23 protein-coding genes are annotated in these 26,001 nt (G+C 65.1%); 16 read left to right on the top strand and 7 right to left on the bottom strand.

Annotated features, from left to right (window positions below; translation table 11 throughout):
* Nucleotides 1-33 precede the first annotated feature (33 nt).
* Nucleotides 34-1,017, bottom strand: a complete 984-nt coding sequence (locus tag GL279_RS02210) for an asparaginase (RefSeq protein ID WP_155062987.1) — start codon at nt 1,015-1,017, stop codon at nt 34-36.
* Between the two features lie 151 nt (nt 1,018-1,168).
* Here GL279_RS02210 and GL279_RS02205 point away from each other — a divergent pair, with 151 nt between their 5' ends.
* The 7 genes from GL279_RS02205 to GL279_RS02175 all read left to right on the top strand — a co-directional run bounded on the left by GL279_RS02205 (nt 1,169) and on the right by GL279_RS02175 (nt 9,082).
* Entirely contained in the window at nt 1,169-1,696 is a 528-nt protein-coding gene (locus GL279_RS02205) for an invasion associated locus B family protein (RefSeq protein WP_155062986.1), read from the top strand.
* A 109-nt stretch (nt 1,697-1,805) separates the two neighbouring features.
* Nucleotides 1,806-2,984: a dual-specificity RNA methyltransferase RlmN gene (rlmN, locus tag GL279_RS02200; RefSeq protein ID WP_155062985.1), complete on the top strand. Its 1,179-nt coding sequence runs from the start codon at nt 1,806-1,808 to the stop codon at nt 2,982-2,984.
* Between the two features lie 107 nt (nt 2,985-3,091).
* On the top strand, nt 3,092-4,201 hold the full coding sequence (locus GL279_RS02195) for a transglutaminase-like domain-containing protein (protein WP_155062984.1): 1,110 nt from the start codon (nt 3,092-3,094) through the stop codon (nt 4,199-4,201).
* A 189-nt stretch (nt 4,202-4,390) separates the two neighbouring features.
* The gene (gpmI, locus tag GL279_RS02190) at nt 4,391-5,914 is read left to right on the top strand and encodes a 2,3-bisphosphoglycerate-independent phosphoglycerate mutase (protein WP_155062983.1); all 1,524 of its coding nucleotides are present in this window, start codon (nt 4,391-4,393) and stop codon (nt 5,912-5,914) included.
* Complete coding sequence (locus GL279_RS02185) at nt 5,911-7,173, top strand: murein hydrolase activator EnvC family protein (RefSeq protein ID WP_155062982.1); 1,263 nt, start codon at nt 5,911-5,913, stop codon at nt 7,171-7,173. Before gpmI ends, GL279_RS02185 begins: the two co-directional genes overlap by 4 nt.
* Nucleotides 7,170-8,588 carry a S41 family peptidase gene (locus tag GL279_RS02180; protein WP_155062981.1) on the top strand — a complete coding sequence of 473 codons (1,419 nt, stop codon included), beginning with the start codon at nt 7,170-7,172 and terminating at the stop codon, nt 8,586-8,588. The genes GL279_RS02185 and GL279_RS02180 overlap by 4 nt, the downstream gene beginning before the upstream one ends.
* Entirely contained in the window at nt 8,585-9,082 is a 498-nt protein-coding gene (locus tag GL279_RS02175; protein ID WP_246175087.1) for an RNA pyrophosphohydrolase, read from the top strand. The genes GL279_RS02180 and GL279_RS02175 overlap by 4 nt, the downstream gene beginning before the upstream one ends.
* Nucleotides 9,083-9,132: 50 nt before the next feature.
* Here GL279_RS02175 and GL279_RS02170 read toward each other — a convergent pair whose 3' ends face one another.
* Entirely contained in the window at nt 9,133-10,905 is a 1,773-nt protein-coding gene (locus GL279_RS02170) for a monovalent cation:proton antiporter-2 (CPA2) family protein (protein ID WP_155062980.1), read from the bottom strand.
* Between the two features lie 280 nt (nt 10,906-11,185).
* Between GL279_RS02170 and hpf the strand changes: the two genes are divergently transcribed.
* The 3 genes from hpf to GL279_RS02155 all read left to right on the top strand — a co-directional run bounded on the left by hpf (nt 11,186) and on the right by GL279_RS02155 (nt 12,584).
* Nucleotides 11,186-11,761, top strand: a complete 576-nt coding sequence (gene hpf, locus GL279_RS02165) for a ribosome hibernation-promoting factor, HPF/YfiA family (RefSeq protein ID WP_155062979.1) — start codon at nt 11,186-11,188, stop codon at nt 11,759-11,761.
* Nucleotides 11,762-11,839: 78 nt separating this feature from the next.
* Nucleotides 11,840-12,304: a PTS sugar transporter subunit IIA gene (locus tag GL279_RS02160; protein WP_155062978.1), complete on the top strand. Its 465-nt coding sequence runs from the start codon at nt 11,840-11,842 to the stop codon at nt 12,302-12,304.
* A 91-nt stretch (nt 12,305-12,395) separates the two neighbouring features.
* On the top strand, nt 12,396-12,584 hold the full coding sequence (locus GL279_RS02155; RefSeq protein WP_155062977.1) for a hypothetical protein: 189 nt from the start codon (nt 12,396-12,398) through the stop codon (nt 12,582-12,584).
* A 51-nt stretch (nt 12,585-12,635) separates the two neighbouring features.
* On the opposite strand, the gene GL279_RS02150 is transcribed toward GL279_RS02155, so the two are convergent.
* Nucleotides 12,636-13,508: a branched-chain amino acid aminotransferase gene (locus GL279_RS02150; RefSeq protein WP_155062976.1), complete on the bottom strand. Its 873-nt coding sequence runs from the start codon at nt 13,506-13,508 to the stop codon at nt 12,636-12,638.
* Between the two features lie 150 nt (nt 13,509-13,658).
* Here GL279_RS02150 and GL279_RS02145 point away from each other — a divergent pair, with 150 nt between their 5' ends.
* A complete protein-coding gene (locus GL279_RS02145) occupies nt 13,659-14,177 on the top strand; it encodes a MarR family winged helix-turn-helix transcriptional regulator (RefSeq protein WP_155062975.1) in 519 nt (172 codons plus the stop codon).
* Nucleotides 14,174-14,890, top strand: a complete 717-nt coding sequence (locus GL279_RS02140; RefSeq protein WP_155062974.1) for a response regulator — start codon at nt 14,174-14,176, stop codon at nt 14,888-14,890. Before GL279_RS02145 ends, GL279_RS02140 begins: the two co-directional genes overlap by 4 nt.
* A 159-nt stretch (nt 14,891-15,049) precedes the next feature.
* Here the strand turns inward: GL279_RS02140 and secA are convergent, their stop codons facing one another.
* Nucleotides 15,050-17,755, bottom strand: a complete 2,706-nt coding sequence (gene secA / locus GL279_RS02135; RefSeq protein WP_155062973.1) for a preprotein translocase subunit SecA — start codon at nt 17,753-17,755, stop codon at nt 15,050-15,052.
* Between the two features lie 218 nt (nt 17,756-17,973).
* Between secA and GL279_RS02130 the strand changes: the two genes are divergently transcribed.
* From GL279_RS02130 to GL279_RS19540, 4 genes are all read left to right on the top strand, one after another.
* Nucleotides 17,974-18,816, top strand: a complete 843-nt coding sequence (locus GL279_RS02130; protein WP_155062972.1) for a peptidylprolyl isomerase — start codon at nt 17,974-17,976, stop codon at nt 18,814-18,816.
* A gap of 3 nt (nt 18,817-18,819) precedes the next feature.
* Nucleotides 18,820-20,262, top strand: a complete 1,443-nt coding sequence (gene argJ / locus GL279_RS02125; RefSeq protein WP_155062971.1) for a bifunctional glutamate N-acetyltransferase/amino-acid acetyltransferase ArgJ — start codon at nt 18,820-18,822, stop codon at nt 20,260-20,262.
* A complete protein-coding gene (mutT, locus tag GL279_RS02120; protein ID WP_155062970.1) occupies nt 20,259-20,657 on the top strand; it encodes an 8-oxo-dGTP diphosphatase MutT in 399 nt (132 codons plus the stop codon). Before argJ ends, mutT begins: the two co-directional genes overlap by 4 nt.
* A 119-nt stretch (nt 20,658-20,776) precedes the next feature.
* Complete coding sequence (locus tag GL279_RS19540) at nt 20,777-20,908, top strand: hypothetical protein (RefSeq protein WP_281348939.1); 132 nt, start codon at nt 20,777-20,779, stop codon at nt 20,906-20,908.
* A 289-nt stretch (nt 20,909-21,197) separates the two neighbouring features.
* Here the strand turns inward: GL279_RS19540 and infB are convergent, their stop codons facing one another.
* The 3 genes from infB to nusA are packed head-to-tail and all read right to left on the bottom strand — an operon-like array spanning nt 21,198 to nt 25,998.
* Nucleotides 21,198-23,744, bottom strand: a complete 2,547-nt coding sequence (gene infB / locus GL279_RS02115) for a translation initiation factor IF-2 (RefSeq protein WP_155062969.1) — start codon at nt 23,742-23,744, stop codon at nt 21,198-21,200.
* Between the two features lie 7 nt (nt 23,745-23,751).
* Entirely contained in the window at nt 23,752-24,372 is a 621-nt protein-coding gene (locus GL279_RS02110; RefSeq protein ID WP_155062968.1) for an RNA-binding protein, read from the bottom strand.
* A 15-nt stretch (nt 24,373-24,387) separates the two neighbouring features.
* Nucleotides 24,388-25,998, bottom strand: a complete 1,611-nt coding sequence (gene nusA, locus GL279_RS02105; protein WP_155062967.1) for a transcription termination factor NusA — start codon at nt 25,996-25,998, stop codon at nt 24,388-24,390.
* Nucleotides 25,999-26,001: the final 3 nt, after the last annotated feature.

The raw sequence follows: 26,001 nt of genomic DNA, 5'->3' as shown, positions 1-26,001 counted from the left end.
ATTTCACCACGAAAGAAGCGGAAGGGCGGCGGCTTACGGAAAGCCCTCGGCCCGGCGCAGCTCGCCGGTGACCTTGCCGCGCCAATTGGTCAGCGGGCCGGTCAGGTAACGCGCGACCGCCGGATCATTGCGGTCGATGAGCCCGAGATGCAGCATCAGCGTGGTGATCGCGGCCTCGGCGGCGCGGGTGCCGCCATCGGCGATTTTCAGCGCGATGCCCAACCGGCGCTCGGGGATGATGGCGACAAAGACCCCCTCGGCGCCGGTCTTGACCGCGACGCGGCCGCGCATCGCCCGCATCAGCGCCGTGCAGGCCCGGCCCTCGCCCGCGACCAGCTCGGGGTGGGCGACCATCGCGTCGAAAAGGCGACGCTGCGCCTGCCCGCGCGCGCCGGTGCCCGGTGCCGCGAAACCGGCCATGGCGCGGGCCAGCCCCTCGATCGTGCAGGCGAAATTCGGCGCCGAGCAGCCGTCGATGCCCCAGCCGGCGGCTTTTTCGTCCGTCACCTCCTCGAAGGCGCGACGCACGGCGCGCTGCACCGGGTGATCCAGTTCGACATATTCGGGACCGGCCTTGATATGGCGCATCAGAGTCAGGAAGCCGGCATGTTTGCCCGAACAATTGTTGTGAAGCTGGCAGGGCGCGGTCTCCGAACAGACCAGCCGGCGCCGTTCATGTGCATCGCCCGGCAGATGCGCGCCGCAGCGCAGGTCGCCCTCATCAAGTCCCAGATGCGCCAGCCATTCACCGACTGCGCCGACATGCAGCGCCGCCCCCTCATGGCTGGCGCAGGCCAGAGCCAGCTGGCGGTCGGTCAGCCGGGCGGCATCGGCCGCGCCGCTTTCCACCAGCGGCAGCGCCTGGATCATCTTGCACGACGAGCGCGGAAAGATCACCGCGCCGGGATTGCCCCAGGCCTCGACGATGCCGTTCACATCGGCAATCACCACATGGCCGCTATGGACGCTTTCGCGCAGCCCGCCGCGCCACAATTCGATGAGCCTTGCCGCCGTCATGGGTCGTTTTCCTCTGACAATCGCGCGATTTTTGTCACCGAGGGCTTTCTCGCGCCGCAGTTTTCGCATTATTCTGCCGAGAGATGGTTGAAAACACCACAATGATCGGCAACAAGCCCGGATAAACCGGACCATGGCAGGAGGCCAGAGCATGTTCACATCCGCGCCGCGTGTGGCGGCTGCCGCCACCGCATTCGCAATCGCCCTTTCGACCCCCGTGCTTGCACAGGACTCGACCAATGTGATCGGGACCGACGGTGACTGGACCGCCTTTTCGGCCTCGAGCCCCAAGGAATGCTGGGCAGTGTCCGCGCCGAAATCGACGCAGAACACCGATGCCAGCGGCAAGCCCAAGGATGTGACCCGCAGCGACATCCGCCTGTATATCGCCTATCGCCCCGGCCAGTCGGGCGAGGTCTCGTTCTCGGGCGGCTATCCCTTTGCGCCGGACTCGGCGGTCGAGGTCAATATCGGCGGCAATGTGTTCAAGCTGTTCACCGAAGGCGAAAGCGCGTGGACCGGTTCGCCCACGGAAGACGGCAAGCTGATCTCGGCGCTGCGTGCCGGTTCCTCGGCGGTGATCAGCGGCCGTTCGGCGCGCGGCACCCAGACCAAGGACACGTTCAGCCTGAAGGGCATCACCGCGATGACCAACAAGGCACAGGCCGCCTGCAAATAAGCCCGGCCAATCGCGACCGACATGAACAGGGGCACCGGCCCCTGTTTTCTTTTTGGGGGTTTTGCCCTATATAGGCGGCTTGCCCCCCTTCCGCCCGGATTGCCCAGCCATGAACGCCCCGATCACGCAAGACGTCCTGACCATCCCGCGCAAGCTGCCCGAGACGGCGCTGACCAATATCGTCGGCCTGACCCGCGACCAGCTGCGTCAGGCGCTGGTCGATGCCGGCACGCCGGACAAGCAGGCCAAGATGCGCGTGGGCCAGATCTGGCAATGGGTCTATCACTGGGGGGTGCGCGATTTCGCGCAGATGACCAATCTGGCCAAGGATTACCGCGCCTTTCTGGCCGAGCGGTTCGAGATCGCGGTTCCGGAAATCGTCACCCGTCAGGTCTCGGCGGATGGCACGCGCAAATATCTTTTGCGCATCGCCGGCGGGCATGAGGTCGAGACCGTCTATATCCCCGAGGAAAGCCGCGGCACGCTGTGCATTTCCAGTCAGGTCGGTTGCACGCTGACCTGCTCTTTCTGCCACACCGGCACGCAAAAGCTGGTGCGCAACCTGACGGCCGGGGAAATCGTCGGTCAGGTCATGGTCGCCCGCGACGATCTGGACGAATGGCCGCAACCCGGCGCGCCCAAGGATGAAAGCCGGCTGGTCTCGAACGTCGTGCTGATGGGCATGGGCGAGCCGCTTTACAATTTCGACAATGTCCGTGACGCGATGAAGGTGGTGATGGATGGCGAAGGCATCAGCCTGTCGCGCCGCCGCATCACGCTGTCGACCAGCGGCATCGTTCCGGAAATTGCCAAGACCGCCGAGGAAATCGGCTGCCTGCTGGCGGTCAGCTTTCACGCCACCACCGACGAGGTGCGCGACAAGCTGGTGCCGGTGAACAAGAAATGGAACATCGAGACGCTGTTGAACGCGCTGCGCGAATACCCGCGCCTGTCGAACAGCGAACGCATCACCTTTGAATATGTCATGCTGGACGGCGTGAACGACAGCGACGAGGACGCCCGCCGTCTGGTCAAGCTGATCCGGGGCATCCCGGCCAAGATCAACCTGATCCCGTTCAACGAATGGCCGGGCGTCGCCTATCGCCGCTCGGGCTGGGAACGGATCGAGGCATTCGCCGACATCGTCTACAAGGCGGGCTACGCCAGCCCGATCCGCACCCCGCGCGGCGAGGATATCATGGCCGCCTGCGGCCAGCTGAAATCCGCAACCGAGCGCGGCCGCAAATCGCGGGCAGAAATCGCGGCGGAAACCGGCACCGGCGCCTGATCGGCCCGGGGCACAAGGCTTGAGCCAGGGCCGGTTTCGGCCTAGCCTGAAGCGATCCCGGGGGCGGGGCTCGCCCCCTGCTGCAAAGCCATGCAAAGGATCGGACCATGACCGCCCAATCTCGCCGCAGCTTTCTGAAAGTCGGACTTGCCGCCGGGATCGCCCCGGCACTCGCCGCCCTGCCGCTTGCGGCGCGGGGCGCCCAGCCGCGCGTCTTCGCGCCGCAACCCTCGGACTGGCGGGGCTACGAGATCACCACCCGTGTCACCCTGCCCAAGGCCGCGCCGGCCCAGATCTGGCTGCCGGTGCCATCGCTCGACAACGACTATCAGCACAGCCTCGATGACAGCCATTCCGGCAATGCCACGCAGGCCGAAATCATCCTCGACCCGGCCAACGGCGCGCGTTACCTGCACGCCCGCTTCGACGGCAGCGCTCCGCCCGAACTGGCGCTGACCTCGCGCTTCCAGACCCGCAACCGCACGGTCGACTGGTCGAAACCCATGCCAGCCAGTGCCGATCCCGCCGTCCTGCAGGCCGCGCTGCGCCCCAGCGGCAGCAAGCCGCTGGACGGCATCGTCGCCGAAACCGCTGCCCGCATCACCGCCGGCGCGGGCAGCGACCTCGACAAGGTCCGGGCGATCTATGCCTGGATCGTCGCGCATTGCTACCGCAACCTCGACACGCCCGGCTGCGGCCCGGGCCATGCCGTGGCCACCCTGACCAGCGCCGGGCTCGGCGGGAAATGCGCCGATCTGAACGGGCTCTTCGTGGCGCTGGCCCGGGCCTCGGGCGTTCCGGCCCGCGACGTCTACGGCGTGCGGGTCGCCCCCTCGTCCTTCGGCTTCAAGCAGCTCGGCGCCAACAGCGAAACCATCACCGCCGCCCAGCACTGCCGGGCCGAGGTCTGGCTCTCGGATTACGGCTGGGTGGCCATGGACCCCGCCGACGTACTCAAGGTCATGCGCGCCGAAACCGAAACCTGGATCAAGGATCCCGGCGATCCGGTGGTCAGCCAGGTGAATGCCGCGCTTCTGGGCAATTGGGAAGGCAATTGGGTCGGCTTCAACACGGCCGAAGACCTCGCGCTGGCCGACCGCGCCACCCGCCTGCCCTTCCTGATGTATCCTCAGGCCGAAATCGCCGGCCAGCCCCTGAATGAGTTGGATGCCAAGGGCTTTGCCTACCAGATCACTGCCGCCCCCATCGCCGCCTAGGCCGCAACCGGGCGCCGCCCCTGCCCATCCGGGGCGGCGCCCGCATCTTCACCATTTCCCAAATACCCATGCGACCGCGCCACTGGCGCGACAACGGGATTCGGCGGGGCCACGCCACGGCCACTTGCCGAACTTGCCCCCTGCCGCCGGGAATCGTAGAAGCAACGGTACAAGCGAAAGAGGCCGCCCATGACCCATCCCAAACCCGTCGTCCTGTGCATCCTCGATGGCTGGGGGATCTCGTCGCGGCCCGAGCAAAGCGCGCCGGATCAGGCAAATACGCCGAACTTCGACCGGCTGATGCGCGACTGCCCGCATGGCACGCTGATCACCTTCGGTCCCGATGTCGGCCTGCCGCGCGGCCAGATGGGCAATTCCGAGGTCGGCCACACCAATATCGGCGCCGGCCGCGTCGTCGCCATGGATCTGGGCCAGATCGACCTCGCGATCGAAGATGGCAGCTTCTACGCCAATACCGGGCTGGGCGACTTCATCCGCAAGCTCAAGGCGACCGGCGGCACCGCGCATCTGATGGGCGTGATCTCGGATGGCGGCGTGCATGGCCATATCCAGCATGTCATCGCCGCCGCCCGCGCGGTTGCCGACAAGGGGGTGCCGGTGGTGATCCATGCGGTGACCGACGGGCGCGACGTGCCGCCCAGCTCGGCCATGGGCTTTATCACCGAACTTCAGGGCAATCTGCCGCAGGGCGCGCGCATCGGCACGGTCTGCGGGCGCTATTTCGCCATGGACCGCGACAACCGCTGGGAACGCGTCAGCCGTGCCTATGCCGCCATGATCCAGGGCCAGGGTCAGGCCGAGCCCGATGCCGCGCAGGCCGTCGTCGATGCCTATGCGCGCGGTGAGACCGACGAATTCATCCAGCCCAGCGTAATCGCCGATTATGCCGGCGCCCGCGATGGCGATGGCTTCTTCTGCCTCAATTTCCGCGCCGACCGCGCGCGTGAAATCCTAGCCGCCATCGGCCAGCCGGGTTTCGACGCCTTCGACACCGGCAAGCGGCCGGAATGGGCGGCGCTGCTGGGCATGGTGGATTACTCGGCCCGGCACGACGAATACATGACCGCCGCCTATCCCAAGCGGCAGGTGGTCAATACCCTGGGCGCCTGGGTCGCCGCAAAGGGCCTGCGCCAGTTCCGTCTGGCCGAGACCGAGAAATACCCGCATGTCACCTTCTTCCTGAACGGCGGCAAGGAATCGCCCGAGCCGGGCGAAGACCGCTTCATGCCGCAAAGCCCCAAGGTCGCGACCTATGATCTGGCCCCGGAAATGGCCGCGCCCGAGGTCAGCGCCAAGCTGGTCGAGGCGATCGAGGCCGGTTATGATCTGATCGTGGTGAACTTTGCCAACCCCGACATGGTCGGCCATACCGGCAGCCTGCCCGCCGCCGTTCGCGCCTGCGAGGCGGTGGACAAGGGGTTGGGGATGATGCTGGCGGCGCTGGACAAGGCCGGCGGCGCGGCGGTGGTGATTGCCGACCACGGCAATTGCGAAACCATGATCGACCCCGACACCGGCGGTCCGCATACCGCCCATACCGTGAACCCGGTGCCGGTGATCGTTTATGGCGGCCCGGCGGGCAGCAGCCTGCACAACGGCCGGCTGGCCGATGTCGCGCCGACGGTGCTGGACCTGATGGGCCTTGACCTGCCGTCCGAAATGACCGGCCGCACCCTGATCGACAAAGCATGATTCGACGTTTCCTTCTGCCCTGCCTCATGGCTGCCGGCCTTTGTGCCGCAGCCCCCGCGACCTCGGCGCAGCAGGCCGGCACTCCGGCCACCGAACCGGCCGAGCCGCTGGGGCAGGCCGCAGCCGAAGCCGCAGCCGCCGCCCAGATGCTGCGCGATGCCACCGGCCAGCTGGATCAGGCCCTGACCCAAGAGGATCAGGTCGCCTCGCTGACCCAGATGATTCAGGCCTATGAGCGCGGCCTTGCCGCCCTGCGCGAAGGGCTGCGCCGCGCCGGCATCCGCGAGCAGGAAATCCGTGCCGAATTCGACGCCCGCCGCGACAAGCTGGGCCGGGTGCTGGGTGTGATGACGGCGATGCAGAAATCGCCCGAAACCCTGCTGCTTCTGCATCCCGCCGGCCCCGAGGCCTCGGCCCGCGCCGGCATGATTCTCAGCTCGGTCGGCCCCAGCCTGCAGGCCGAGGCCGAGTCGATGCAGAAGGACCTTGAAGAAATCCGCACCGTCCGCGCCATCCAGCTGAACGCCGCCAATACGCTGGCGCAAGGGCTGGCGCAGGTGCAAGAGGCGCGGCGGCTGCTGACCTCGGCCACCACCGACCGTTCGCAGATGCCGGTGCGCTATGGTCAGGACCCCGAAGAGCTGCGCACGCTGGTGCAATCGGCGGATTCGCTGGATGCCTTTGCCTCGGGGATCAGCGGCATGGAAAGCGATGTCGGCCCGCCGATGGCCGATTTCGAGGGTGCGCAGGGCAGCCTGCCGCTGCCGGTGATGGGCACCGTGCTGCGCCGCTACAATGAGCCGGATGCCGCCGGGGTCAAGCGGCCGGGTCTGGTCATCGCCACCGGCCCGGCGGCGCTGGTCACCACGCCTTGGCCGGCGACGATCCGCTATCGCGGCCCGCTTCTGGACTATGGCAATGTAGTGATCATTGAGCCGGCGCGCGGCTATCTGATGATCTTTGCCGGCCTTGGTCAGGTCTTTGGCGAGACCGGCGACGTGTTGCAGGCCGGCGAGCCGGTCGGGCTGATGGGCGGCACTGAACCCAGCGCACAGGAGTTCGGCGCCGACTTCGTCGCCAATGCCGCCATCGGCGGCGGCGCGGGGCAGGATGAAACACTGTATGTTGAACTGCGCAAAGGCAAGGAAACGCTGGACCCGGCAGAGTGGTTCGTGATGAATCCGATTATCGGCGAGAAATCCCAAGCCTCCGCCAGCCCAGACACCGAGCAGAACCCGGCAGAACGGAACGACGAATGAAACATTACCTTCTGGCCGGCGCGATCGGCACCCTCGCAGGCGCGGTCGCGGCCACCCAATTCGCCGGCCCGATCCTTGCGCAAGAGACCGGCAAGAATGCCTCGGTCTATGAGCAGCTCGACCTGTTCGGCAACGTGTTCGAGCGCGTGCGCTCGGATTACGTCGAGCCGGTGGACGACAAGAAGCTGATCGAAGCGGCGATCAACGGCATGTTGACCTCGCTTGACCCGCACAGTTCGTTCCTGTCGGCCAAGGATTACGAGGACATGCAGACCCAGACCCGGGGCAGCTTTGGCGGCCTTGGCATCGAGGTCGGGCAAGAGGACGGGCTGGTCAAGGTCATCTCGCCCATCGACGACACCCCTGCGGCGCAGGCGGGCGTCAAGGCCGGCGACTATATCACCCATGTGAACGGCGAATCGCTGATGGGGCTGACACTGGACGAGGCGGTCGAAAAGATGCGCGGGCCCATCGGTTCGGAAATCAAGATCACCATCCTGCGTCAGGGGGTCAAGGAACCCTTCGACCTGACCATGACCCGCGACACGATCAAGCTGACCGTGGTCAAGACCCGCATCGTCGGCCATGCCGTGGTGCTGCGCGTCACCACCTTCAACGACGAGACCATGGACACGCTGAAGACCGAGATGGCCAAGGCGATCAAGGACGCCGGCGGCATCGACAAGGTCACGGGCTTTGTGCTGGATCTGCGCAACAACCCCGGCGGCCTGCTCAATCAGGCTATCTCGGTGTCGGATGCCTTCCTCGACAAGGGCGAGATCGTCTCGACCCGCGGCCGCAAGCCCGAGGAATCGGAGCGCTGGAACGCCGAGCCGGGCGATCTGGCGCAGGGCAAGCCGATGGTCGTGCTGATCAACGGCGGCTCGGCCTCGGCCTCGGAAATCGTGACCGGCGCGCTGCAGGATCACCGCCGCGCCATCGTCGTCGGCACCAAATCCTTTGGCAAGGGCTCGGTCCAGACGGTGATGCCGGTGACCGCCGACAGCGCCATCCGGCTGACCACGGCGCGCTATTACACGCCCTCGGGCCGCTCGATCCAGGCGCTGGGGATTCAGCCCGACATCATCGTCGAACAGCCGGCACCCAAGCCCGGCGAGGACGAGAATGCCGACAAGCCCAAGACCGATTCGAAATTCCTGAACTCGGAAGCCGATCTGCGCGGCGCGCTGAACAATGACGCGGTGTCCGACGAAGAGAAGAAGCAGATCGAGCAGGAGGCCCAGCAGGTCGAGGCCACCGCCAAGCTGCGCGAAGAGGACTATCAGCTGGCCTATGCCGTCGACATCCTGAAAGGCCTGTCGGCGATGAACGTGCGCTCCGATGACGTGCCCGACAGCGCCAAGCCCGCCAATACCGGCGAGGATGCCGCCAGTCAGGGGGCCAAGCAGCAATGAGCGGCGCCGAGACCATGACCGGCCCCTCGGGCCTGCCCTACCGGCCCTGCGCGGGTGTGGTGCTGATCGATGATCGCGGGCTGGTCTTTGCCGGCCAGCGCATCGACAATCCCGGCCACGCCTGGCAGATGCCGCAAGGCGGCATCGACCCCGGCGAGACCCCGCGCGAGGCGGCCTTGCGCGAGCTGGTCGAGGAAACCGGCGTCACCCCCGATCTGGTCGAGGTGCTGGCCGAAAGCCCGGACTGGGTGACCTATGACCTGCCGCCCGAATTGCTGGGCAAGGTCTGGAAGGGCAAATACGGCGGCCAGCGGCAGAAATGGCTGGCGCTGCGCTTTCAGGGCCGGGACGAACAGGTGCGCATCGAAACCGCCCATCCCGAATTCGACCGCTGGCAATGGATGCGCGCGGCCGATCTGATCGACAGCATCGTGCCGTTCAAGCGCGCGGTCTATCAGCAGGTTCTGGGCGACTTCGACGCCTTTCTGGCCTGAGCCACGCACCAAAGGCGTGACCCCGGCCCGATCCGGCCGGGGTGCGTGTCTTAGCTGTTGCGGTTCGACAGGATCAGGTCGCGGCCGGCAAAGATCCCGCCGACGCATTCCATCTGGAAGCGGTTGCTGTCACGGCTGCGGATCTCTTCCATCACATTGTCGATCTCGTCGGGATCATCGCCAAGTTGCACCAAGGCCTCGCGCCCCATAACGAAACCGCTTTCCAGCGTCTCGCGCACCTGAAAATCGGCCCCGGCCTTGACCAGCTCCAGCGCATGTTCGCGGTCATAGGCACGCGCCAGAACCGGAACCAGCGGGAATTCATGCTTGACCAGTTCGACGATGCGGGTGGTCGCGTGCTTGTCGCCGGGCACGGCAACGATCAGACTGGCCTTTTCGGCGCCGGCGGCATGCAGCACGTCGCTGCGCGAGCCATCGCCATACCAGACCTTGAAGCCGAACTGATCGGCGTCGCGGATGGTCTGCGGATCGCTTTCGATGATCGAGATGGAATGACCGCGCGCAATCAGCGGCTGGCTGACGATCTGGCCCATGCGGCCAAAGCCGATCATCAGCACCCGCGCCTCCAGATCACGGGCCGGCTCGACCCCCTCCAGCGACACCGGCGCCGGCCGGGCCTGACGGTCATGCAGGATGATCATCAGCGGCGTCAGCACCATCGAGACGATGACGATGGCGGTCAGCGTGGCGTTTTCCTGACCGTTGATGATGCCGAACTGCATGGCGGTCGAATACAGCACAAAGGCGAATTCGCCGCCCTGCGCCATCAGCACCGCGCGTTCCAGCGATTCGGCATGGCTGGCGCGGAACAGCCGGGCCACGACATAGATCACCAGCAGCTTCAGGACCATATAGGCCGGCACGCAGATCGCGATCAGCGCCCAGTTGGCCACGATCACGTCAAGGTCCAGCGCCATGCCGACGCCCATGAAGAACAGGCCCAGCAGCAGGCCCCGGAACGGTTCGATATCGGCCTCGAGCTGGTGGCGAAAGCTTGATTCGGACAGCAGCACACCGGCCAGAAAGGCGCCCATCGCCATCGACAGCCCGCCCCATTGCATCAGCAGCGCCGCCCCCAGCACGACCAGCAGCGCCGAGGCGGTCATCACCTCGCGCCCGCCGAACCGTGCCAGCAGGCCGAACATCGGATTGAGCAGATAGCGGCCAGCCACCACCAGCGCCGCAATGCAACCCAGACCGATGCCGATGCCGACCAGCCGTTGCGCAAGCGTCACGGTTTCGCCACCCGGCGCCAGAAAGGCGACCAGCGCCAACAGCGGCACGATCGCCAGATCCTCAAGCAGCAGGATCGAGACGATGCGCCGCCCCTTGGGCAGCGACATCTCGTTGCGCTCGGACAGCATCTGCATGACGATCGCGGTCGAGGTCAGCACAAAGCCCGCGCCCGAGACAAAGCTGGCCGGCGCCGGAAAGCCCAGTGCCAGACCAACGCAGGTCAGCGCCGCCATGGCCAGCACCACCTGCGCCAGACCGATGCCAAAGATCTCGCCCCGCATCGACCACAGCCGCGAGGGCTGCATTTCAAGGCCGATGATGAACAGAAACAGCACCACGCCCAGTTCGGCCACGGCGATCACCGATTGCGGATCGTTGAACAGGCCCAGCCCAAAGGGCCCGACCACCAGCCCGGCCGCCAGATAGCCCAGCACCGACCCCAGCCCTGCGCGGCGAAACAGCGGCACGGCGATCACCGCCGCCGCCAGCAGCACCACGACCGGGCCGATATTGGCGCCGTGCTCTACATGCTGCGCGACCTGATGCGCCGCCTCAGTCCCTTCCATTCCTGCCACTCCTGATCACGCGTTTCTGACCAAGACTAGCCGGGCTCCCGCCGGGCTTGAAGTCGGGAAAATGCCTTGCCTTCCGGTGGGGTGGAACAACCCGCGCGATATTCGCCCTCAGAGCCTGAAACCAGTTTCGGCGCCGGGCCGTTGACAGGATCGAAGGGCTGTTACCAAATAGCCATGTTGCGGATCGCCCAGGCGGGCCGCGAACACCCCGGGCGGCCAGCCCGCCCGGGCGGCGTAACGACAGGCCGGACAAAGGAAAGGACGGACCAACATGCGCTATCAAATCAGCGGAAAGCAGATCGACGTCGGAGATGCCCTCTCGACACATGTGCAAACAGAACTGGGCGAGACCATCGACAAATATTCGCAGCGCCCGACCGATGCGACGGTCATCTTTTCCAAGAATGCGCATGAATTCATCTGCGACGCGGTGGTGCACCTGTCCACCGGCCTGACCGTTCAGGCCAAGGGTGGCTCGACCGAGGTCTATGCTGCCTTTGAACAGTGCAAGGAACGGATGGACAAGCAGCTGCGCCGCTACAAGCGCCGGCTGAAAGACCATCACAAGGACCGGGTCGAGCCTGTGGCCTTCGAGCAGGCCGGAATGTATGTGCTGGCCGCCGACGAGGACGAATGGGAGGCGCAGGACGACGCCCTGCAACCCGTCATCATCGCCGAGATGGAAACCAGCGTCCCGACCCTGTCGGTCGGCGAGGCGGTGATGCAGATGGAACTGTCGGGATCACCCCTTCTGGTGTTCCGCAATGAGAAACATGGGGGCGTCAACGTCGTTCATCGTCGTGACGATGGCAACGTGGGCTGGATTGATCCCCGCAATCTGAGCTAGACTGTCCGACGAACAGTGTGACGAATAAACGTCCCGGTCACGTTTGGCGTGGCCGGGACAAGGACAATTTCGGGCGATATGCAGATTAGCGACATTCTATCACCCGCCGCCGTGCGGACGATGACCCAGAGCACCAGCAAGAAGCGGTTGTTCCAGGAAATTGCCGAACAGGCCCGCGCGGTCTATGGCGTCGATGCCGCCCAGACCCTGGATGCCCTGCAAGAGCGTGAAACGCTGGGCCCGACCGGGGTCGGCCATGGCGTCGCCCTGCCGCATGCCCGGCTGCATGGGCTGGACCGGGTGGTGGGCCTGTTCCTGCGGCTGGAAAAGCCGCTGGATTTCGACGCGGTGGACCGCCAGCCGGTGGACCTGATCTTTGCCCTGCTGGCGCCCAAGAATTCGGGCGTCGACCATCTCAAGGCGCTGGCGCTGGTCTCGCGCACGCTGCGCGATCAGGATCTGCGCAGCAAGCTGCGGGCCAATGACGACCCGGTGGCGCTGCACGCCATGCTGTCGGCCGCGCCGGGCATCAAGGCGGCCTGAATCCGCCCGTCCGGCCTTGGACGGCAGTTTCAGGATGAATTTCCGCCGATCCTGGGCTATAGTCGGGTCTTCTTGATCAGCGAGGCACAGCATGAAACATGTTGCCGACAAGCAGCACGAGACCGGCGCGGGCCGGATCCTGCACTTTACCCGACATGAGCGCGAATCGGGGCTGCACCCTGCAGTGGCCCGCCTGCATGCGCGCGCGCGCAACGAAAATGCGCAGGCGACGCGGCGCATCCGCGAATTCGCCCGTATCGAACGCGGCCAACAGGTCTGATCGGCGGCGGCCGGCCCTTGCGGCGCGGCCGCCCCTTTGGTCGCGGCGCGATCAGCTGCGCACCAGCCGCTCGTAGGCGGCAGCGATGTCGCGGCTGACCGGGCCGATGCGAAAGCGCCAATCCTCGCCGATCTGCGCCACCGGGGTGATTTCGGCGGCGGTGCCGGTCAGGAAACATTCCTCGAAACCAGCGATCTCGGCGGGCAGGATATGGCGTTCATGCACGGCCACGCCCCTGTCGCGCAGCAGTCCAATGACGGTCTGGCGGGTGATGCCGTTCAGGAAGGCGTCGGCCAGCGGCGTATGCACCTCGCCATCCTTGACGAAGAACACATTCGCCGCGGTCGCCTCGGCCACATAGCCCCGGTAATCCATGAACAGTGCATCCGAGCATCCCTTGGCCTCGGCCGCGTGTTTCGAGATGGTGCAGATCATGTAAAGCCCGGCGGCCTTGGCGGCGGTCGGGATGGTGTCGGGGCTGGGACGTTTCCATTTCGCGATGTCGAGCCGGGCGCCTTGCCATTTCGCATCGCCGTAATAGTTGCCCCATTCCCAGGCGGCGACCGCCAGCCGGATCGGGTTGCGCACCGCTGACACGCCCATGTCCATCCCCGAGCCGCGCCACATGATCACCCGGATATAGGCGTCGCTCTGCCCATTGGCCTGCAAGACGGCGGCCTTGGCGGCGTCGATCGCATCGGCGTCATAGGGTGATTTCAGGTCCAGCAGCCGCCCCGATTCGATCAGCCGCTCGGAATGGGCGCGGCCCTTGAAGATCTTGCCGCCATAGCAGCGCTCGCCCTCGAACACCGAGCTGGCATAGTTCAGCGCATGGGTCAGGATATGCACCTTGGCCTCGCGCCACTCGACCAGCGCGCCGTCCATCCAGATTTTCCCGTCACGATCGTCATAGGCGGCAGCCATCCATTCCTCCGGCCATTTATTTACGATTATTTCGCATATGCAGATTAGCACGCATTTTAGTTGCGCATTTCGTCACCCGGGCTAACTTTCAGCGATTGGAATGTCAACAATTCTGACGTAATAAGACGTGACAGAAACAAGGGGGAAACCATGCAGAACCAGCCCGGCCAGATCCCGACCGGCGGCGAGAACCTGCTGTTCCTGACCGATGACCAGCTGCGCCGCGGCATCGAGGCGATGTTCTTTGCCTATCGTGCCTTTACCAGCGACCCCGACCTGATCCTGTCCGAACTGGATTACGGCCGCGCCCATCATCGCGCGCTGCATTTCATCAACCGCGATCCGGGGCTGACGGTCACAGCGCTGCTGGATGTGCTGGGCGTGACCAAGCAATCGCTGAACCGGGTCTTGCGCGCCCTGCTTGACGACGGGCTGGTGGAAAGCCGCGTCGGCCGCCGCGACCGGCGCGAGCGCCAGTTGTTCCTGACCGAACAGGGCATCGCACTTGAACGTCGCCTCTCGGAAACCCAGCGCGCCCGCATGCGAGCCGCCTATCGCGCCGCCGGCCCGCATGCGGTGGCCGGCTTCCGTCAGGTGCTTGAGGCGATGATGGATCGTGATACGCTGCGCCAATACAAGGCCCTGAAAGACCTGCAAGAGCCGACATGACCCAGCCCGACCAGCCGCTTGCCCATATCCTGATCGTTGATGACGACGAACGCATCCGCACCCTGCTGCGGCGCTTCCTGATGCGCAGCGGCTTTCTGGTCACCACGGCCCGCGACGCCGCCCATGCCCGCCGGCTGCTGTCGGGGCTGGATTTCGACCTGATCGTGCTGGACGTGATGATGCCCGGCGAGGACGGATTCTCGCTGACCCGCGACCTGCGCCAGCGCATGGCGACGCCAATCCTGCTGCTGACCGCCAAGGGCGAGACGCAGGACCGGATCTCAGGTCTGGAAAGTGGCGCCGACGACTACCTCGCCAAGCCCTTCGAACCGCGCGAGCTGTTGCTGCGCATCGCCGCCATCCTGCGCCGCATGCCGGCGGCCGAAACGCGCGGCCCCAAGTTCCTGTCGATCGGCCCGCTGCGCTATGACGCCGACAAGGGCGAGCTTTGGCAGGGCGAGGTGCCGCTGCGCCTGACCGGCACCGAACAGGCGCTGCTGAGACGCCTTGCCGATACGCCGCGCCAACCGGTCAGCCGCAGCACGCTGATCGAGGATCTTGGCCGCAGCCCGGGCGAAGACGCCGGCGAAAACTCGGAACGCGCCATTGACGTGCAGATCACCCGGCTGCGCCGCAAGATCGAACCAGACCCGCGCGAGCCGCGCTATCTGCAAACCGTGCGCGGCACCGGGTACATGCTGGTGCCCGACTGACCAGCGCCGTTCTGACAGCACCGCCGGATTTGGGTATTTAAGAAATGGTGAAAGGGCTGGAGGCGCACCGCCCCCCAACTCTTCACCATTTTCCAAATACCCAATGCCAAGCTGGCCAGAGGCGTCGGCGATGAAAAAAGGGGCCCGAAGGCCCCCATCTCATGCCAATGCGCCGTGGCAGTGCTTGAACTTCTGGCCCGAACCACAGGGGCAGGGATCGTTGCGCGACGGGTTGCCCCAGGTGGTGGGGTCGGTTTCGTCGAAGCCCGGCACGCGGCCCGAGACCTCACCGCCTTCGGCCTCTTCATGTTCGGGCTGCAGATGCGTCTCGGTTTCGTCCTGCTGCTGCTGGTGTTGCCGAAGCATCTCCTCGCGCTCGGCATCGGTCAGCGGGCGGATGCGAGCCAACTGCTGCGTCACGTCGAAGCGCAGCCCGTCCAGCATGGTTTCGAACAGCTGGAAAGCCTCGGTCTTGTATTCCGACAGCGGGTCGCGCTGCGCATAGCCACGGAAGCCCACGACCGAGCGCAGATGTTCCAGCGTCACCAGATGTTCGCGCCATTTGGCGTCGATCTGTTGCAGCAGCACCTGCTTTTCGATCTGGCGCATGTTCTCGTCGCCGAACTGCTCGGCCTTCTGCGCCATATAGGCGTCGCTCGCCTGTTGCAGGCGTTCGCGCATCGCGTCCTGATCGACGCCGTCCTCGGCTGCCCATTCGGCGATGGGCAGGTCGAGATTCAGCTGTTCGATGGCCGCATCGTGCAGGCCTTCGACGTTCCATTGCTCGGCATAGGCGCGCGGCGGCAGGTATTCGTCGATCAGGTCATCCACCACCTGCGTGCGCATGTCGGCGGCAACTTCGGCGACCTCGTCGGTATGCATGATCTCAAGGCGCTGGCTGAAGATCGCCTTGCGCTGGTCATTCATCACATCGTCGAACTTCAGCAACTGCTTGCGGATGTCGAAGTTGCGACCCTCGACCTTGGCCTGGGCACGCTCCAGCGACTTGTTGACCCAAGGGTGGATAATGGCCTCGCCCTCTTTCATGCCGAGGGTCGACAGCACCTTGTCCAGACGCTCCGAGCCAAAGATCCGCATCAGGTCGTCTTCCAGCGACAGGAAGAACAGCGAGCGGCCCGGATCGCCCTGACGGCCCGAACGGCCGCGCAGCTGGTTGTCGATACGGCGGCTTTCGTGGCGTTCGGTCGCAAGGACGAAGAGCCCGCCTGCGTCCAGCACCGCCTGCTTCTCGGCGGCATGCTCAGCCTCGATGCGCGCGCGGATCTCGTCGGGATGCGCCTCGGGATCGGCGGCCAGCGCCTGCATCACCTTGATCTCGACGTTGCCGCCCAGCTGGATGTCGGTGCCGCGACCGGCCATGTTGGTGGCGATGGTCACCGCGCCCAGCTTGCCGGCTTCGGCGACGATATAGGCTTCCTGTTCGTGCTGGCGCGCGTTCAGCACGTTATGGGCGATGCCAGCTTCGGTCAGCATCTGCGATAGCATCTCGGATTTCTCGATCGAGGTGGTGCCGACCAGCATCGGCTGGCCCTTGGCATGGGCTTCCTTGATCGCCTCCAGCACGGCGGCATATTTCTCGGTGGCCGAACGATAGACGCGGTCATGTTCGTCGATACGCTGGATCGGGCGGTTCGTCGGCACCTCGACCACGCCGAGCTTGTAGATTTCCGAGAATTCTTCGGCCTCGGTGGCGGCGGTGCCGGTCATACCGGCCAGCTTGTCATAGAGGCGGAAATAGTTCTGGAAGGTGACCGAGGCCAGCGTCACGTTCTCGGGCTGGATATCGACGCCCTCTTTCGCCTCGATGGCCTGATGCAGACCGTCCGACAGGCGGCGGCCCTTCATCATGCGGCCGGTGAATTCGTCGATCAGCACGATCTCGCCATCGCGCACGATGTAATGCTGGTCGCGCATGAACAGCTTGTGCGCCCGCATCGCCTGATTGGCGTGGTGCACGATGGTGGTCGATTCCGGGTCGTAAAGCGTCTGACCTTCGGGCAGCACGCCGGCGGCTTGCAGGCGTTTTTCCAGATATTCGTTGCCTTCCTCGGTGAAGGTGGCGTTGCGCGACTTTTCGTCCAGCTTGTAATGCTCGGGCGTCAGCTCGGGCATGAAGGCATCGAGCGTGCGGTAAAGCTCGCTGCGGTCCTGCGACGGGCCCGAGATGATCAGCGGCGTGCGCGCCTCGTCGATCAGGATGCTGTCGACCTCATCGACGATGGCATAGAAATGGCCGCGCTGGACCATCTGATCGATCGAGCCCTTCATGTTGTCGCGCAGGTAGTCGAAGCCCAACTCGTTGTTGGTGGCATAGGTCACGTCGGCCTGATAGGCCTGCCGCTTTTCCGCATCGTCCTGGAACGGATAGACGACGCCCGTGGTCATCCCAAGCTGGGCAAAGACCTTGCTCATCCATTGCGCGTCGCGTTTGGCCAGATAGTCGTTGACCGTGACGACATGCACGCCCTTGCCGGCCAGCGCGTTCAGATAGGTCGGGAAGGTCGCCATCAGCGTCTTGCCCTCACCGGTCTTCATCTCGGCGATATTGCCCTGATGCAGGAAGATCCCCGCCATCAGCTGCACATCAAAGGCCCGCAGACCCAGCGCGCGGCGCGCGCCCTCGCGGCAGTTGGCGAAGGCTTCTGGCAAAAGCGCATCCAGACTTTCGCCGCCCTGGGCGCGGGCCTGCATCTCGCGGGTTTTCGCGATCAGCTCCTCATCGGACAGGGCGCGGAACTTGTCCTCCAGCGCATTGACCTGGGCCACCAGCGGGCGGGCCGTTTTCACCTTGCGGTCGTTGGGCGTGCCAAAGACCAGTTTCGCCAAGTTTCCGATGCCGAGCATGTGAGCCTTCAAAATCGCGTATCTGGGAGTGCGCGGGACGTTCCGACCACTTGCCGCCACCATTCGCCTTGCCCTATCACTTGGGCCGGAAAAACGGCGACGGGCGCGCATTTTCGGTTGGGCCGGATGTATGCGCCAAGGGCCATGCTGTCAATCTTTGCGCCGGTTCACCGATGCGTGGCGCGACCTTTTGGAACCAGTCCCCGGAAAGGGAAAACATGCTGAAATCGCTTCTTGCCGCCACCGCGCTTGCCGGCGCCGCCTTCGGCGGATTGCCCGCCTTTGCCCAGGATGCCAGCACGGTCGTCGCCACCGTCAATGGCGAGAGCGTGACGCTGGGCCAGATGATCGCCATGCGTCAGGGCATGGATGCGCAGACCACGCAGGGCCTGCCCGATACCGCGCTGTGGGATCTGATGCTGGACCAGATGATCCGCCAGACCGCCGTGGCCCAAGAGGCCGAGCCGCTGAGCAAGCGTGACACTGCCGCGCTTGAGATCGAAAAGCGCGCCTATCTGGCCGGTTCGGTGCTGGAAAAGGTCGCCTCCGCCGAGCCGACCGAGGACGAGCTGAAAGCCGCCTATGATCAGGCCTTTGGCGGCCAGACCACGCCCAAGCTGGAATATGATGCCGCCCATATCCTTGTGAAAACCAAGGAAGAGGCTGACGCCATCGAGAAGGAGTTGAAGGGCGGCGCCGATTTCGGCACGCTGGCCGAGCAGAAATCGACCGACCCGACCTCGGGCCCGAACAAGGGCGATCTGGGCTGGTTCCAGGCAGAACAGATGGTGCCACCCTTTGCCGAGGCGGTGAAGGCACTGAAAAAGGGCGAGATCTCGGCCCCGGTGCAGACCGGTTTCGGCTGGCATGTCATCAAGCTGATCGACTCGCGCGAGGTGACGCCGCCCAAGTTCGACGAGATCAAGGACCAGCTGGCCGTGCAGGTGCGCCGCGACAAGGTGCAGGCCGCCATCGAAAAGCGCGTGACCGAGTCCAAGATCGAAAAGACGCCGAACCTTGATCCGGCGCTGCTGAACAAGACCGATATCCTGGGGGAATGAGCCATGGCCAAGGCTGAAAAAAAAGCGAAACGCTCGGATAGCGAACGGCTGCAGGCGCTGAAGAAAAAGCTGAAAAAGCTCAAGCAGCGCGCCGAACAGGCTGTGGGTGAGATCGAGACCCGGATCGAGGACCATCTGCCGGGCGCCGCTTCGGCCGCGTCGCAGGCAACCGCCAAGGTGACGGCCAAGGCCGCCGCGAAAAAGACCAAGCTGGTCTCGCCTCTGGCGCCGGCCAGCTTTCCCGAACTGCCGGTGATCGCCGGGGCCGAATTCGCCTCGGGTGCGGCCGGGGTGAAATATCAGGGCCGCACCGACGTGATGCTGGTCCGGCTGGCGCCGGGCACGGCGATCGCGGGCGCCTTTACCAAATCCTCGACCCGGGCGGCCAGCGTGCTGGATTGTCAGGCCAAGCTGGCGCTGAAACCCGACACCGGGGCCGGCGCGGCGATCATCGTGAACTCGGGCAATGCCAATGCCTTTACCGGCGCCGATGGCCAGCAGGCGGTGGACAAGGTGACGGGCAGCGTCGCCTCGGCGCTTGGCGTGCCGCGTGACCGGGTGTTCTCGTCCTCGACCGGCGTGATCGGCGAGCCGCTGCCGGCCGGGCGCATCACCGCCATCGTCGATCAGCTTGCAGGCGAGCTGGACGCACAGGGCGCCGCCGCCGCCGCGCGCGCGATCATGACCACCGACACCTTCCCCAAGGGCGCCGCGGCCTCGTTCGAGGCGGAGGGCGGCACCATCAATATCGTCGGCATCGCCAAGGGGTCGGGGATGATCGCCCCGGACATGGCGACCATGCTGGTCTATGTCTTTACCGACGCCAAGATCGCACCCGATCTGCTGCAACGCATCCTCAGCAGCCAGATGGACAGCACCTTCAACGCCATCACCGTGGACAGCGACACCTCGACCTCGGATTCGCTGATCCTTGCCGCGACCGGCAAATCCCCGGCGGCCGAGATCACCGATCTGCGTTCGACCCCGGCCCGGCATTTCGTCAAGGCGCTGGGTGAGGTGATGCTGGATCTGGCCCAGCAGGTGGTGCGCGACGGCGAGGGCGCGACGAAATTCGTCGAGGTGCAGGTGACCGGCGCGACCACGCCCGAGGACGCCCATCGCGTCGCCATGGCCATCGCCAACTCGCCGCTGGTCAAGACCGCCATCGCCGGCGAGGACGCCAACTGGGGCCGCGTGGTCATGGCCGTGGGCAAATCCGGCGCCACCGCCGACCGCGACCGGCTGACCATCCGCTTTGGCGACATGGTTCTGGCCGAAAACGGCTGGCGCGCCCCCAGCTATGACGAGGCCAAGGCCAGCGCCTATATGAAGCGCGATCATCTGGTGATCGGCGTCGATCTGGGGCTGGGGAAGGCCGAGCGCACGGTCTGGACCTGCGACCTGACGCATGGCTACATCGACATCAACGCCGATTACCGCTCATGAGGATCGTGCTGGTCGCGGCCGTCGCCCTGATCGACAAGGACGGCCGCGTGCTGCTGGCACAGCGCCCCGAGGGCAAGTCCCTCGCAGGCCTGTGGGAATTTCCCGGCGGCAAGGTCGAGCCGGGCGAGACCCCCGAAGCGGCGCTGATCCGCGAGCTGCATGAGGAACTGGGCATCGAGACCTGGTCCTCGTGTCTGGCGCCGCTCAGCTTTGCCAGCCACAGCTATGACGATTTCCACCTGCTGATGCCGCTGTTCGCCTGCCGGCGCTGGCAGGGTGTGCCGATGCCTCAGGAAGGGCAGCGCCTGTCTTGGGCTACTGCCGAAGAATTGAACAAATACCCCATGCCGCCGGCCGATATCCCCTTAATTCCCGTTTTACGCGAGTGGATATGAGACTAATACAACACAACGGGTGGGTAATTTAATTATTCTGCCGGCCTGTTACACATTATTAGTTAACTTTTAACGATTCTGTGGCAATCCTGAAATCCTGTAGAGGAGGAGATCTGGACATGATTCGCACGATCACGATCGGGAGCTGCATTTCTGTCCAGGGCGTCTTTGAACGTCATGCTTCGAACGGCAATATCATTGTGCGCGTCGGCAGCAAGACTTACGAAGGCAAGCCCGTAGTGATGGCGTGACAAGCGCCCCAGCAGTGCCACAACACCATTGACGGGGCTCGCGCGGACGGGCCCCGTCTTTTTTTGTGCCGCGCCTTTCCCGGTGGTCCTGCCGCAGGCGCGGGCCGGATCATGACGCAAGATCAGCGGCTTGACCGCCCTTTGCTGCGGCTGCCCCCACGGGTGCCCAAAACTCACCTTTTCCGGCACCGTGCGCTCGGCCTGCCCCGGCTGAACCGCGCCCGCCGGATACCCAAAACGAAAGGGCGGCCCCGCAGGACCGCCCCGTTCTTGGATCATGTCGCCCGGATCACAGCTGGCGCTGCACTTCCTCGCGCTCAAAGATCTCGATGACATCGCCCTTGCGGATGTCGTCATAGTTTTCAAAGGCCATGCCGCATTCCTGACCGGATTGCACTTCCCGAACCTCGTCCTTGAAGCGCTTCAGCGTCTTCAGCGTGCCTTCGTGGACGACGACGTTGTCGCGCAGCAGGCGCACGCCTGCCGAACGGCGTGCCACGCCCTCGGTCACCAGACAGCCGGCGACATTGCCGACGCCCGTGACGCGGAAGACTTCGCGGATCTCGGCATAGCCGATGAAGTTTTCGCGCACCTCGGCCGACAGCAGGCCCGAAGCGGCCGCTTTGATGTCATCCACCAGATCATAGATGATCGAGTAGTAACGGATCTCGACGCCCTTCTGGTTGGCGGCATTCCGCGCCGGCGCGTTTGCCCGGACGTTGAAGCCGATGACCGGTGCCTGGCTGGCTTCGGCCAGACCCACATCCGACTCGGTGATGGCACCGACGCCGTAATGCAGCACGCGGACGCGCACCTCGTCGTTGCCGATCTTTTCCAGCGCCTGAACGATGGCTTCGGCAGAACCCTGCACGTCGGCCTTCAGCACCACCGGAAGCTCGGCGACGTTTTCGTCCGCCTTGGCCTTGGCCAACATCTGATCCAGCGTGATGGCAGCACCGGCAGCAGCGCGTTTGTCCTTGGTGGTCTGTTCGCGATAATCGGCGATTTCACGCGCCTGAGCTTCGGTTTCAACCACGTTCAGAACGTCACCTGCCGCAGGCGTGCCATTCAGACCCAGAACCTCGACCGGGACCGAAGGACCGGCCTCGTCGACGCGCTCGCCCTTGTCGTTGATCAGCGCGCGCACCTTGCCCCACTGTTCGCCGACAACAAAGATGTCGCCACGACGCAGGGTGCCATTCTGCACCAGAACCGTCGCGACCGGGCCACGACCGACATCCAGCTTGGCCTCGATCACCGCACCTTGGGCAGGGCGATCGGGGTTGGCGCGCAGCTCAAGGATCTCGGCCTGAAGGGCAATGGCTTCCAGAAGCTGGTCCAGACCCTGGCCGGTCTTGGCCGACACTTCCACGTCCTGCACGTCACCCGACATCGCCTCGACGACGATTTCGTGCTGCAGCAGGGCCGTGCGGACCTTTTGCGGATCGGCAGAGGGCTTGTCGACCTTGTTGATCGCCACAATCATCGGCACCTTGGCCGCTTTCGCATGGGCAATCGCCTCGATCGTCTGCGGCATCACGGCGTCATCGGCCGCAACCACCAGCACGACGATATCCGTCACCTGCGCGCCACGGGCCCGCATCGAGGTGAAAGCCGCGTGGCCGGGCGTATCGAGGAAGGTCAGCGTCGAGCCGTTCGAGGCTTTCACCTGATAGGCGCCGATATGCTGGGTGATGCCACCGGCCTCGCCCGAGACGACGCTGGTCTTGCGGATCGCATCCAGAAGCGAGGTCTTGCCGTGGTCGACGTGGCCCATGATCGTGACGATCGGGGCGCGCGGCTTCAGATCCTCGTCCTTGTCCTCGATCTGATCGATGACCTGTTCCACGTCGGCATCCGAGACGCGCACGGCGCGGTGGCCGAATTCATCGATGACCAGTTCCGCAGTATCGGCGTCGATCGCCTGGTTCGCCGTGACCATCAGGCCCATGCGCATCAGCGATTTGATGACATCGGGCGTGCGCTCGGCCATGCGGTTGGCCAGTTCCGACACCAGAATGGTTTCGGGCAGCTGCACGTCGCGTACCTGCTTTTCCTGACGCATGTTGCCGCCCATGGCCTTTTGCCGGGCTTTTTCCTGCTTGCGCTTCATCGCGGCCAGCGAACGCTGGCGGCCGCCTTCGCCGTCCATGGCCTGGCTCAGCGACAGCTTGCCGGTGCGGCGGCTGTCGTCGCGGCCCTTGTTGCGGTTGTCGCGATCATCGGTCGTGGTGCGGGTGTCACGCTCGCGCTCGGTCTTGCGCGGCGCGGTCGAGGTCACGCCCTTGGTCTCGGCACGCGCAGCCGCCGCTTCGGCCGCAGCGCGGTCGGCGGGGGCGGGACGGGCTTCGGGGGCCTTGGGCTTGGTGACTTCGGCTTTCTTCTGGGCGCGCAGCTCGGCCTCGCGGGCGCGGCGCTCGTCCTCTTCGGCCTTCAGGCGCAGGGCTTCCTCGCGTTCGCGATCCTCGCGCTCTTTCGCCTCGGCCTCCAGCCGGCGACGTTCGCGCTCTTCCTCGCGGGCCTTTTCCTCGGCTTCGCGCTGCGCGGCTTCCTCGACCTCACGGGCCTTGGCGGCACGCAGGGCGGCCATGCGGCGCTCCATCTCGGCATCCGAGATGCCCGCCGGGCGCTTGGAAGGATCGCCGCCGATCGCCGAGGGAGAGCCCGCGCGCGCACCGCCCGCCGCAGCCGGTTTGCCCGGCACGATCACGCGCTTGCGCTTGACCTCGACCGCGACATTATGGGTCCGGCCATGGCTGAAGCTTTGCTTCACCTGGCCCGAACGACCAGAGCCGCCACCAAGACCCAGGGGTTTCTTTCCGTCAGTATCGCTCATTCCGATTTCATTCCTTCCCGGCGGCCGCATTGCCGCCGTCATGCCCGCGCAGACCATTCAGTCTGCTCGCGTCCCTGATCAACGTGTCGGTCAGTGCCCCCGGCGCAAGCGCGCTGTGTATGACATGATCACGCCCAAAGGACAAACCCAATTCTGATGCGGTCAGGCAGCCGAACCAGCGCCCACCGGGCGGTGTCCACAGCTTGCCCTTGCCGCGTTCCGATCCGTCGCTGGCCTGCAACAGCACCTTGGCCCTGCCGCCTGCCAGCCACTCCTTGACCTTTTCAAAGCCGGCCACCGCGATGCCGGCCTTGCGGGCCAGCGACAGGGTATCGGTCACCCGCTTTGCCAGCCCGGATTCTATCATGGAAACCAGCTCCGGAGGAGCTGAAACCTGCGCCTTGGCCCCACGCGAGAACAGTCCCTTGGCCGCCGCCTTGTCCAGCGCGGCACGGTCGGCCAGCACCCAAAAGCCGCGCCCCGGCAGCTTTTCGGCCAGATCCGGCACCACCTGCGCATCAGGGCCCGCAACAAAGCGGATCAACCCAGCTTTTGGCTGGGTTTCGCCCGTCACGATACAGCGACGTTCCGACGTCTCGCGGTCCTTGATACGGCCCCCGCGTGTCATCAGGTCCCCGGGGCGTTACACCCCGGCCTCCTGTTCGTCTTCGCCTTCGGCCGCCTCGGCCTCCAGCTCGGTCGGATCGACCCAACCCAGCATCACGCGGGCGGTCATGACCATGGTCTGCGCATCCTCAAGGCTGACGCCGAAGGGTTCCAGAATGCCGTCGTCTTTCTTGCGCTGGCCATTCTCGGTGGTCCAGCCGCCGGCCAGTTCCCAATCGGCGCAGGTGGCGAAATCTTCCAGCGTCTTGACGTCGTCCTTGGCCAGCGCCTCGACCATCTGCGGGGTCAGACCGTCGAATTCGATCAGGCTTTCCTCGGCGCCAAGGGCGCGGGCATTTTCCAGAGCGGCGCGATTCGCAGCTTCCAGATGCTCGCGGGCACGGGTCTGCAGCTCGTCGGCGGTCGAAGCATCCACGCCGTCGATGGACAGAAGCTCGTCCTGATCGACATAGGCCACCTCTTCCAGATTGGTGAAGCCTTCAGCGACCAGCAGCTGGGCAAAGAACTCGTCCAGATCCAGCGTGTCCATGAACAGCTTGGTGCGGGCGTTGAACTCGGCCTGACGGCGCTTGGATTCTTCTTCCTCGGTCAGGATATCGATGTCGAGCCCGGTCAGCTGGCTGGCCAGACGCACGTTCTGGCCGCGACGGCCGATGGCCAGCGACAGCTGTTCGTCGGGCACCACCACCTCGATGCGGGTCGCGTCCTCGTCAAAAACGACCTTCGCGACCTCGGCCGGTTGCAGCGCGTTCACCAGGAAGGTCGCCTGATCATCCGACCACGGGATGATGTCGATCTTTTCGCCTTGCAGTTCACCCACCACGGCCTGCACGCGCGAGCCGCGCATACCGACGCAGGCGCCGACCGGGTCGATCGAGTTGTCATAGGAAATCACGGCGATCTTGGCGCGCGACCCCGGATCGCGGGCGCAGGCCTTGATCTCGATCACGCCGTCATAGATCTCCGGCACTTCCATCTTGAACAGCTCGGCCATGAACTGCGGATCGGTGCGCGACAGGAAAATCTGCGGACCACGCGCTTCGCGGCGCACATCCTTGACATAGGCGCGGATGCGGTCGTTCGGGCGATAGCTTTCGCGGCCGATCTTTTCGTTGCGGCGCAGGATGGCTTCGCCGCGGCCGACATCGACGATGATGTTGCCATATTCCTCGCGCTTGACGACGCCGTTGATGATGGTGCCGGCGCGGTCCTTGAATTCTTCGTACTGGCGATCACGCTCGGCCTCGCGGACGCGCTGCAGGATAACCTGTTTCGCAGATTGCGCGGCGATGCGGCCCAGCTCGACCGGCGGCACCTCGTCGATGATCTCGTCGCCGATCTGCGGATTGTCCAGATAGGGGCGGGCCTGGGCGACGGTCAGTTGCGCCTGATAATTCTCGACTTCTTCATCGGCAACGACGGTGCGGACGCGGGTAAAGGTGGCATTGCCGGTCTTGCGGTCGATCTTGACCCGGATGTCCATTTCGCTGCCGTAGCGCGACTTGGCGGCCCGGGCCAGGCTGTCCTCCATGGCCTCGATCACCAGATCGGGGTCGATCATCTTTTCCCGCGCGACGGCCTCGGCGGTTTGCAGCAGTTCAAGCTGGTTGGCAGAGGTGATGGCCATGGC

The organism is Paracoccus limosus, assembly GCF_009711185.1.
In the GTDB taxonomy this organism is placed as follows: Bacteria; Pseudomonadota; Alphaproteobacteria; order Rhodobacterales; family Rhodobacteraceae; genus Paracoccus; species Paracoccus limosus.
The sequence above is the reverse complement of the archived record's forward strand: the minus strand, read 5'-3'. Positions and strand labels throughout refer to the sequence as shown.

Bases quoted from the DNA above. Each gene is read 5' to 3' on its own strand.
- GL279_RS02210 (WP_155062987.1), bottom strand. From the start codon at position 1,017: ATGACGGCGGCAAGGCTCATCGAATTGTGGCGCGGCGGGCTGCGCGAA.
- GL279_RS02205 (WP_155062986.1), top strand. From the start codon at position 1,169: ATGTTCACATCCGCGCCGCGTGTGGCGGCTGCCGCCACCGCATTCGCA.
- rlmN (WP_155062985.1), top strand. From the start codon at position 1,806: ATGAACGCCCCGATCACGCAAGACGTCCTGACCATCCCGCGCAAGCTG.
- GL279_RS02195 (WP_155062984.1), top strand. From the start codon at position 3,092: ATGACCGCCCAATCTCGCCGCAGCTTTCTGAAAGTCGGACTTGCCGCC.
- gpmI (WP_155062983.1), top strand. From the start codon at position 4,391: ATGACCCATCCCAAACCCGTCGTCCTGTGCATCCTCGATGGCTGGGGG.
- GL279_RS02185 (WP_155062982.1), top strand. From the start codon at position 5,911: ATGATTCGACGTTTCCTTCTGCCCTGCCTCATGGCTGCCGGCCTTTGT.
- GL279_RS02180 (WP_155062981.1), top strand. From the start codon at position 7,170: ATGAAACATTACCTTCTGGCCGGCGCGATCGGCACCCTCGCAGGCGCG.
- GL279_RS02175 (WP_246175087.1), top strand. From the start codon at position 8,585: ATGAGCGGCGCCGAGACCATGACCGGCCCCTCGGGCCTGCCCTACCGG.
- GL279_RS02170 (WP_155062980.1), bottom strand. From the start codon at position 10,905: ATGGAAGGGACTGAGGCGGCGCATCAGGTCGCGCAGCATGTAGAGCAC.
- hpf (WP_155062979.1), top strand. From the start codon at position 11,186: ATGCGCTATCAAATCAGCGGAAAGCAGATCGACGTCGGAGATGCCCTC.
- GL279_RS02160 (WP_155062978.1), top strand. From the start codon at position 11,840: ATGCAGATTAGCGACATTCTATCACCCGCCGCCGTGCGGACGATGACC.
- GL279_RS02155 (WP_155062977.1), top strand. From the start codon at position 12,396: ATGAAACATGTTGCCGACAAGCAGCACGAGACCGGCGCGGGCCGGATC.
- GL279_RS02150 (WP_155062976.1), bottom strand. From the start codon at position 13,508: ATGGCTGCCGCCTATGACGATCGTGACGGGAAAATCTGGATGGACGGC.
- GL279_RS02145 (WP_155062975.1), top strand. From the start codon at position 13,659: ATGCAGAACCAGCCCGGCCAGATCCCGACCGGCGGCGAGAACCTGCTG.
- GL279_RS02140 (WP_155062974.1), top strand. From the start codon at position 14,174: ATGACCCAGCCCGACCAGCCGCTTGCCCATATCCTGATCGTTGATGAC.
- secA (WP_155062973.1), bottom strand. From the start codon at position 17,755: ATGCTCGGCATCGGAAACTTGGCGAAACTGGTCTTTGGCACGCCCAAC.
- GL279_RS02130 (WP_155062972.1), top strand. From the start codon at position 17,974: ATGCTGAAATCGCTTCTTGCCGCCACCGCGCTTGCCGGCGCCGCCTTC.
- argJ (WP_155062971.1), top strand. From the start codon at position 18,820: ATGGCCAAGGCTGAAAAAAAAGCGAAACGCTCGGATAGCGAACGGCTG.
- mutT (WP_155062970.1), top strand. From the start codon at position 20,259: ATGAGGATCGTGCTGGTCGCGGCCGTCGCCCTGATCGACAAGGACGGC.
- GL279_RS19540 (WP_281348939.1), top strand. From the start codon at position 20,777: ATGATTCGCACGATCACGATCGGGAGCTGCATTTCTGTCCAGGGCGTC.
- infB (WP_155062969.1), bottom strand. From the start codon at position 23,744: ATGAGCGATACTGACGGAAAGAAACCCCTGGGTCTTGGTGGCGGCTCT.
- GL279_RS02110 (WP_155062968.1), bottom strand. From the start codon at position 24,372: ATGACACGCGGGGGCCGTATCAAGGACCGCGAGACGTCGGAACGTCGC.
- nusA (WP_155062967.1), bottom strand. From the start codon at position 25,998: ATGGCCATCACCTCTGCCAACCAGCTTGAACTGCTGCAAACCGCCGAG.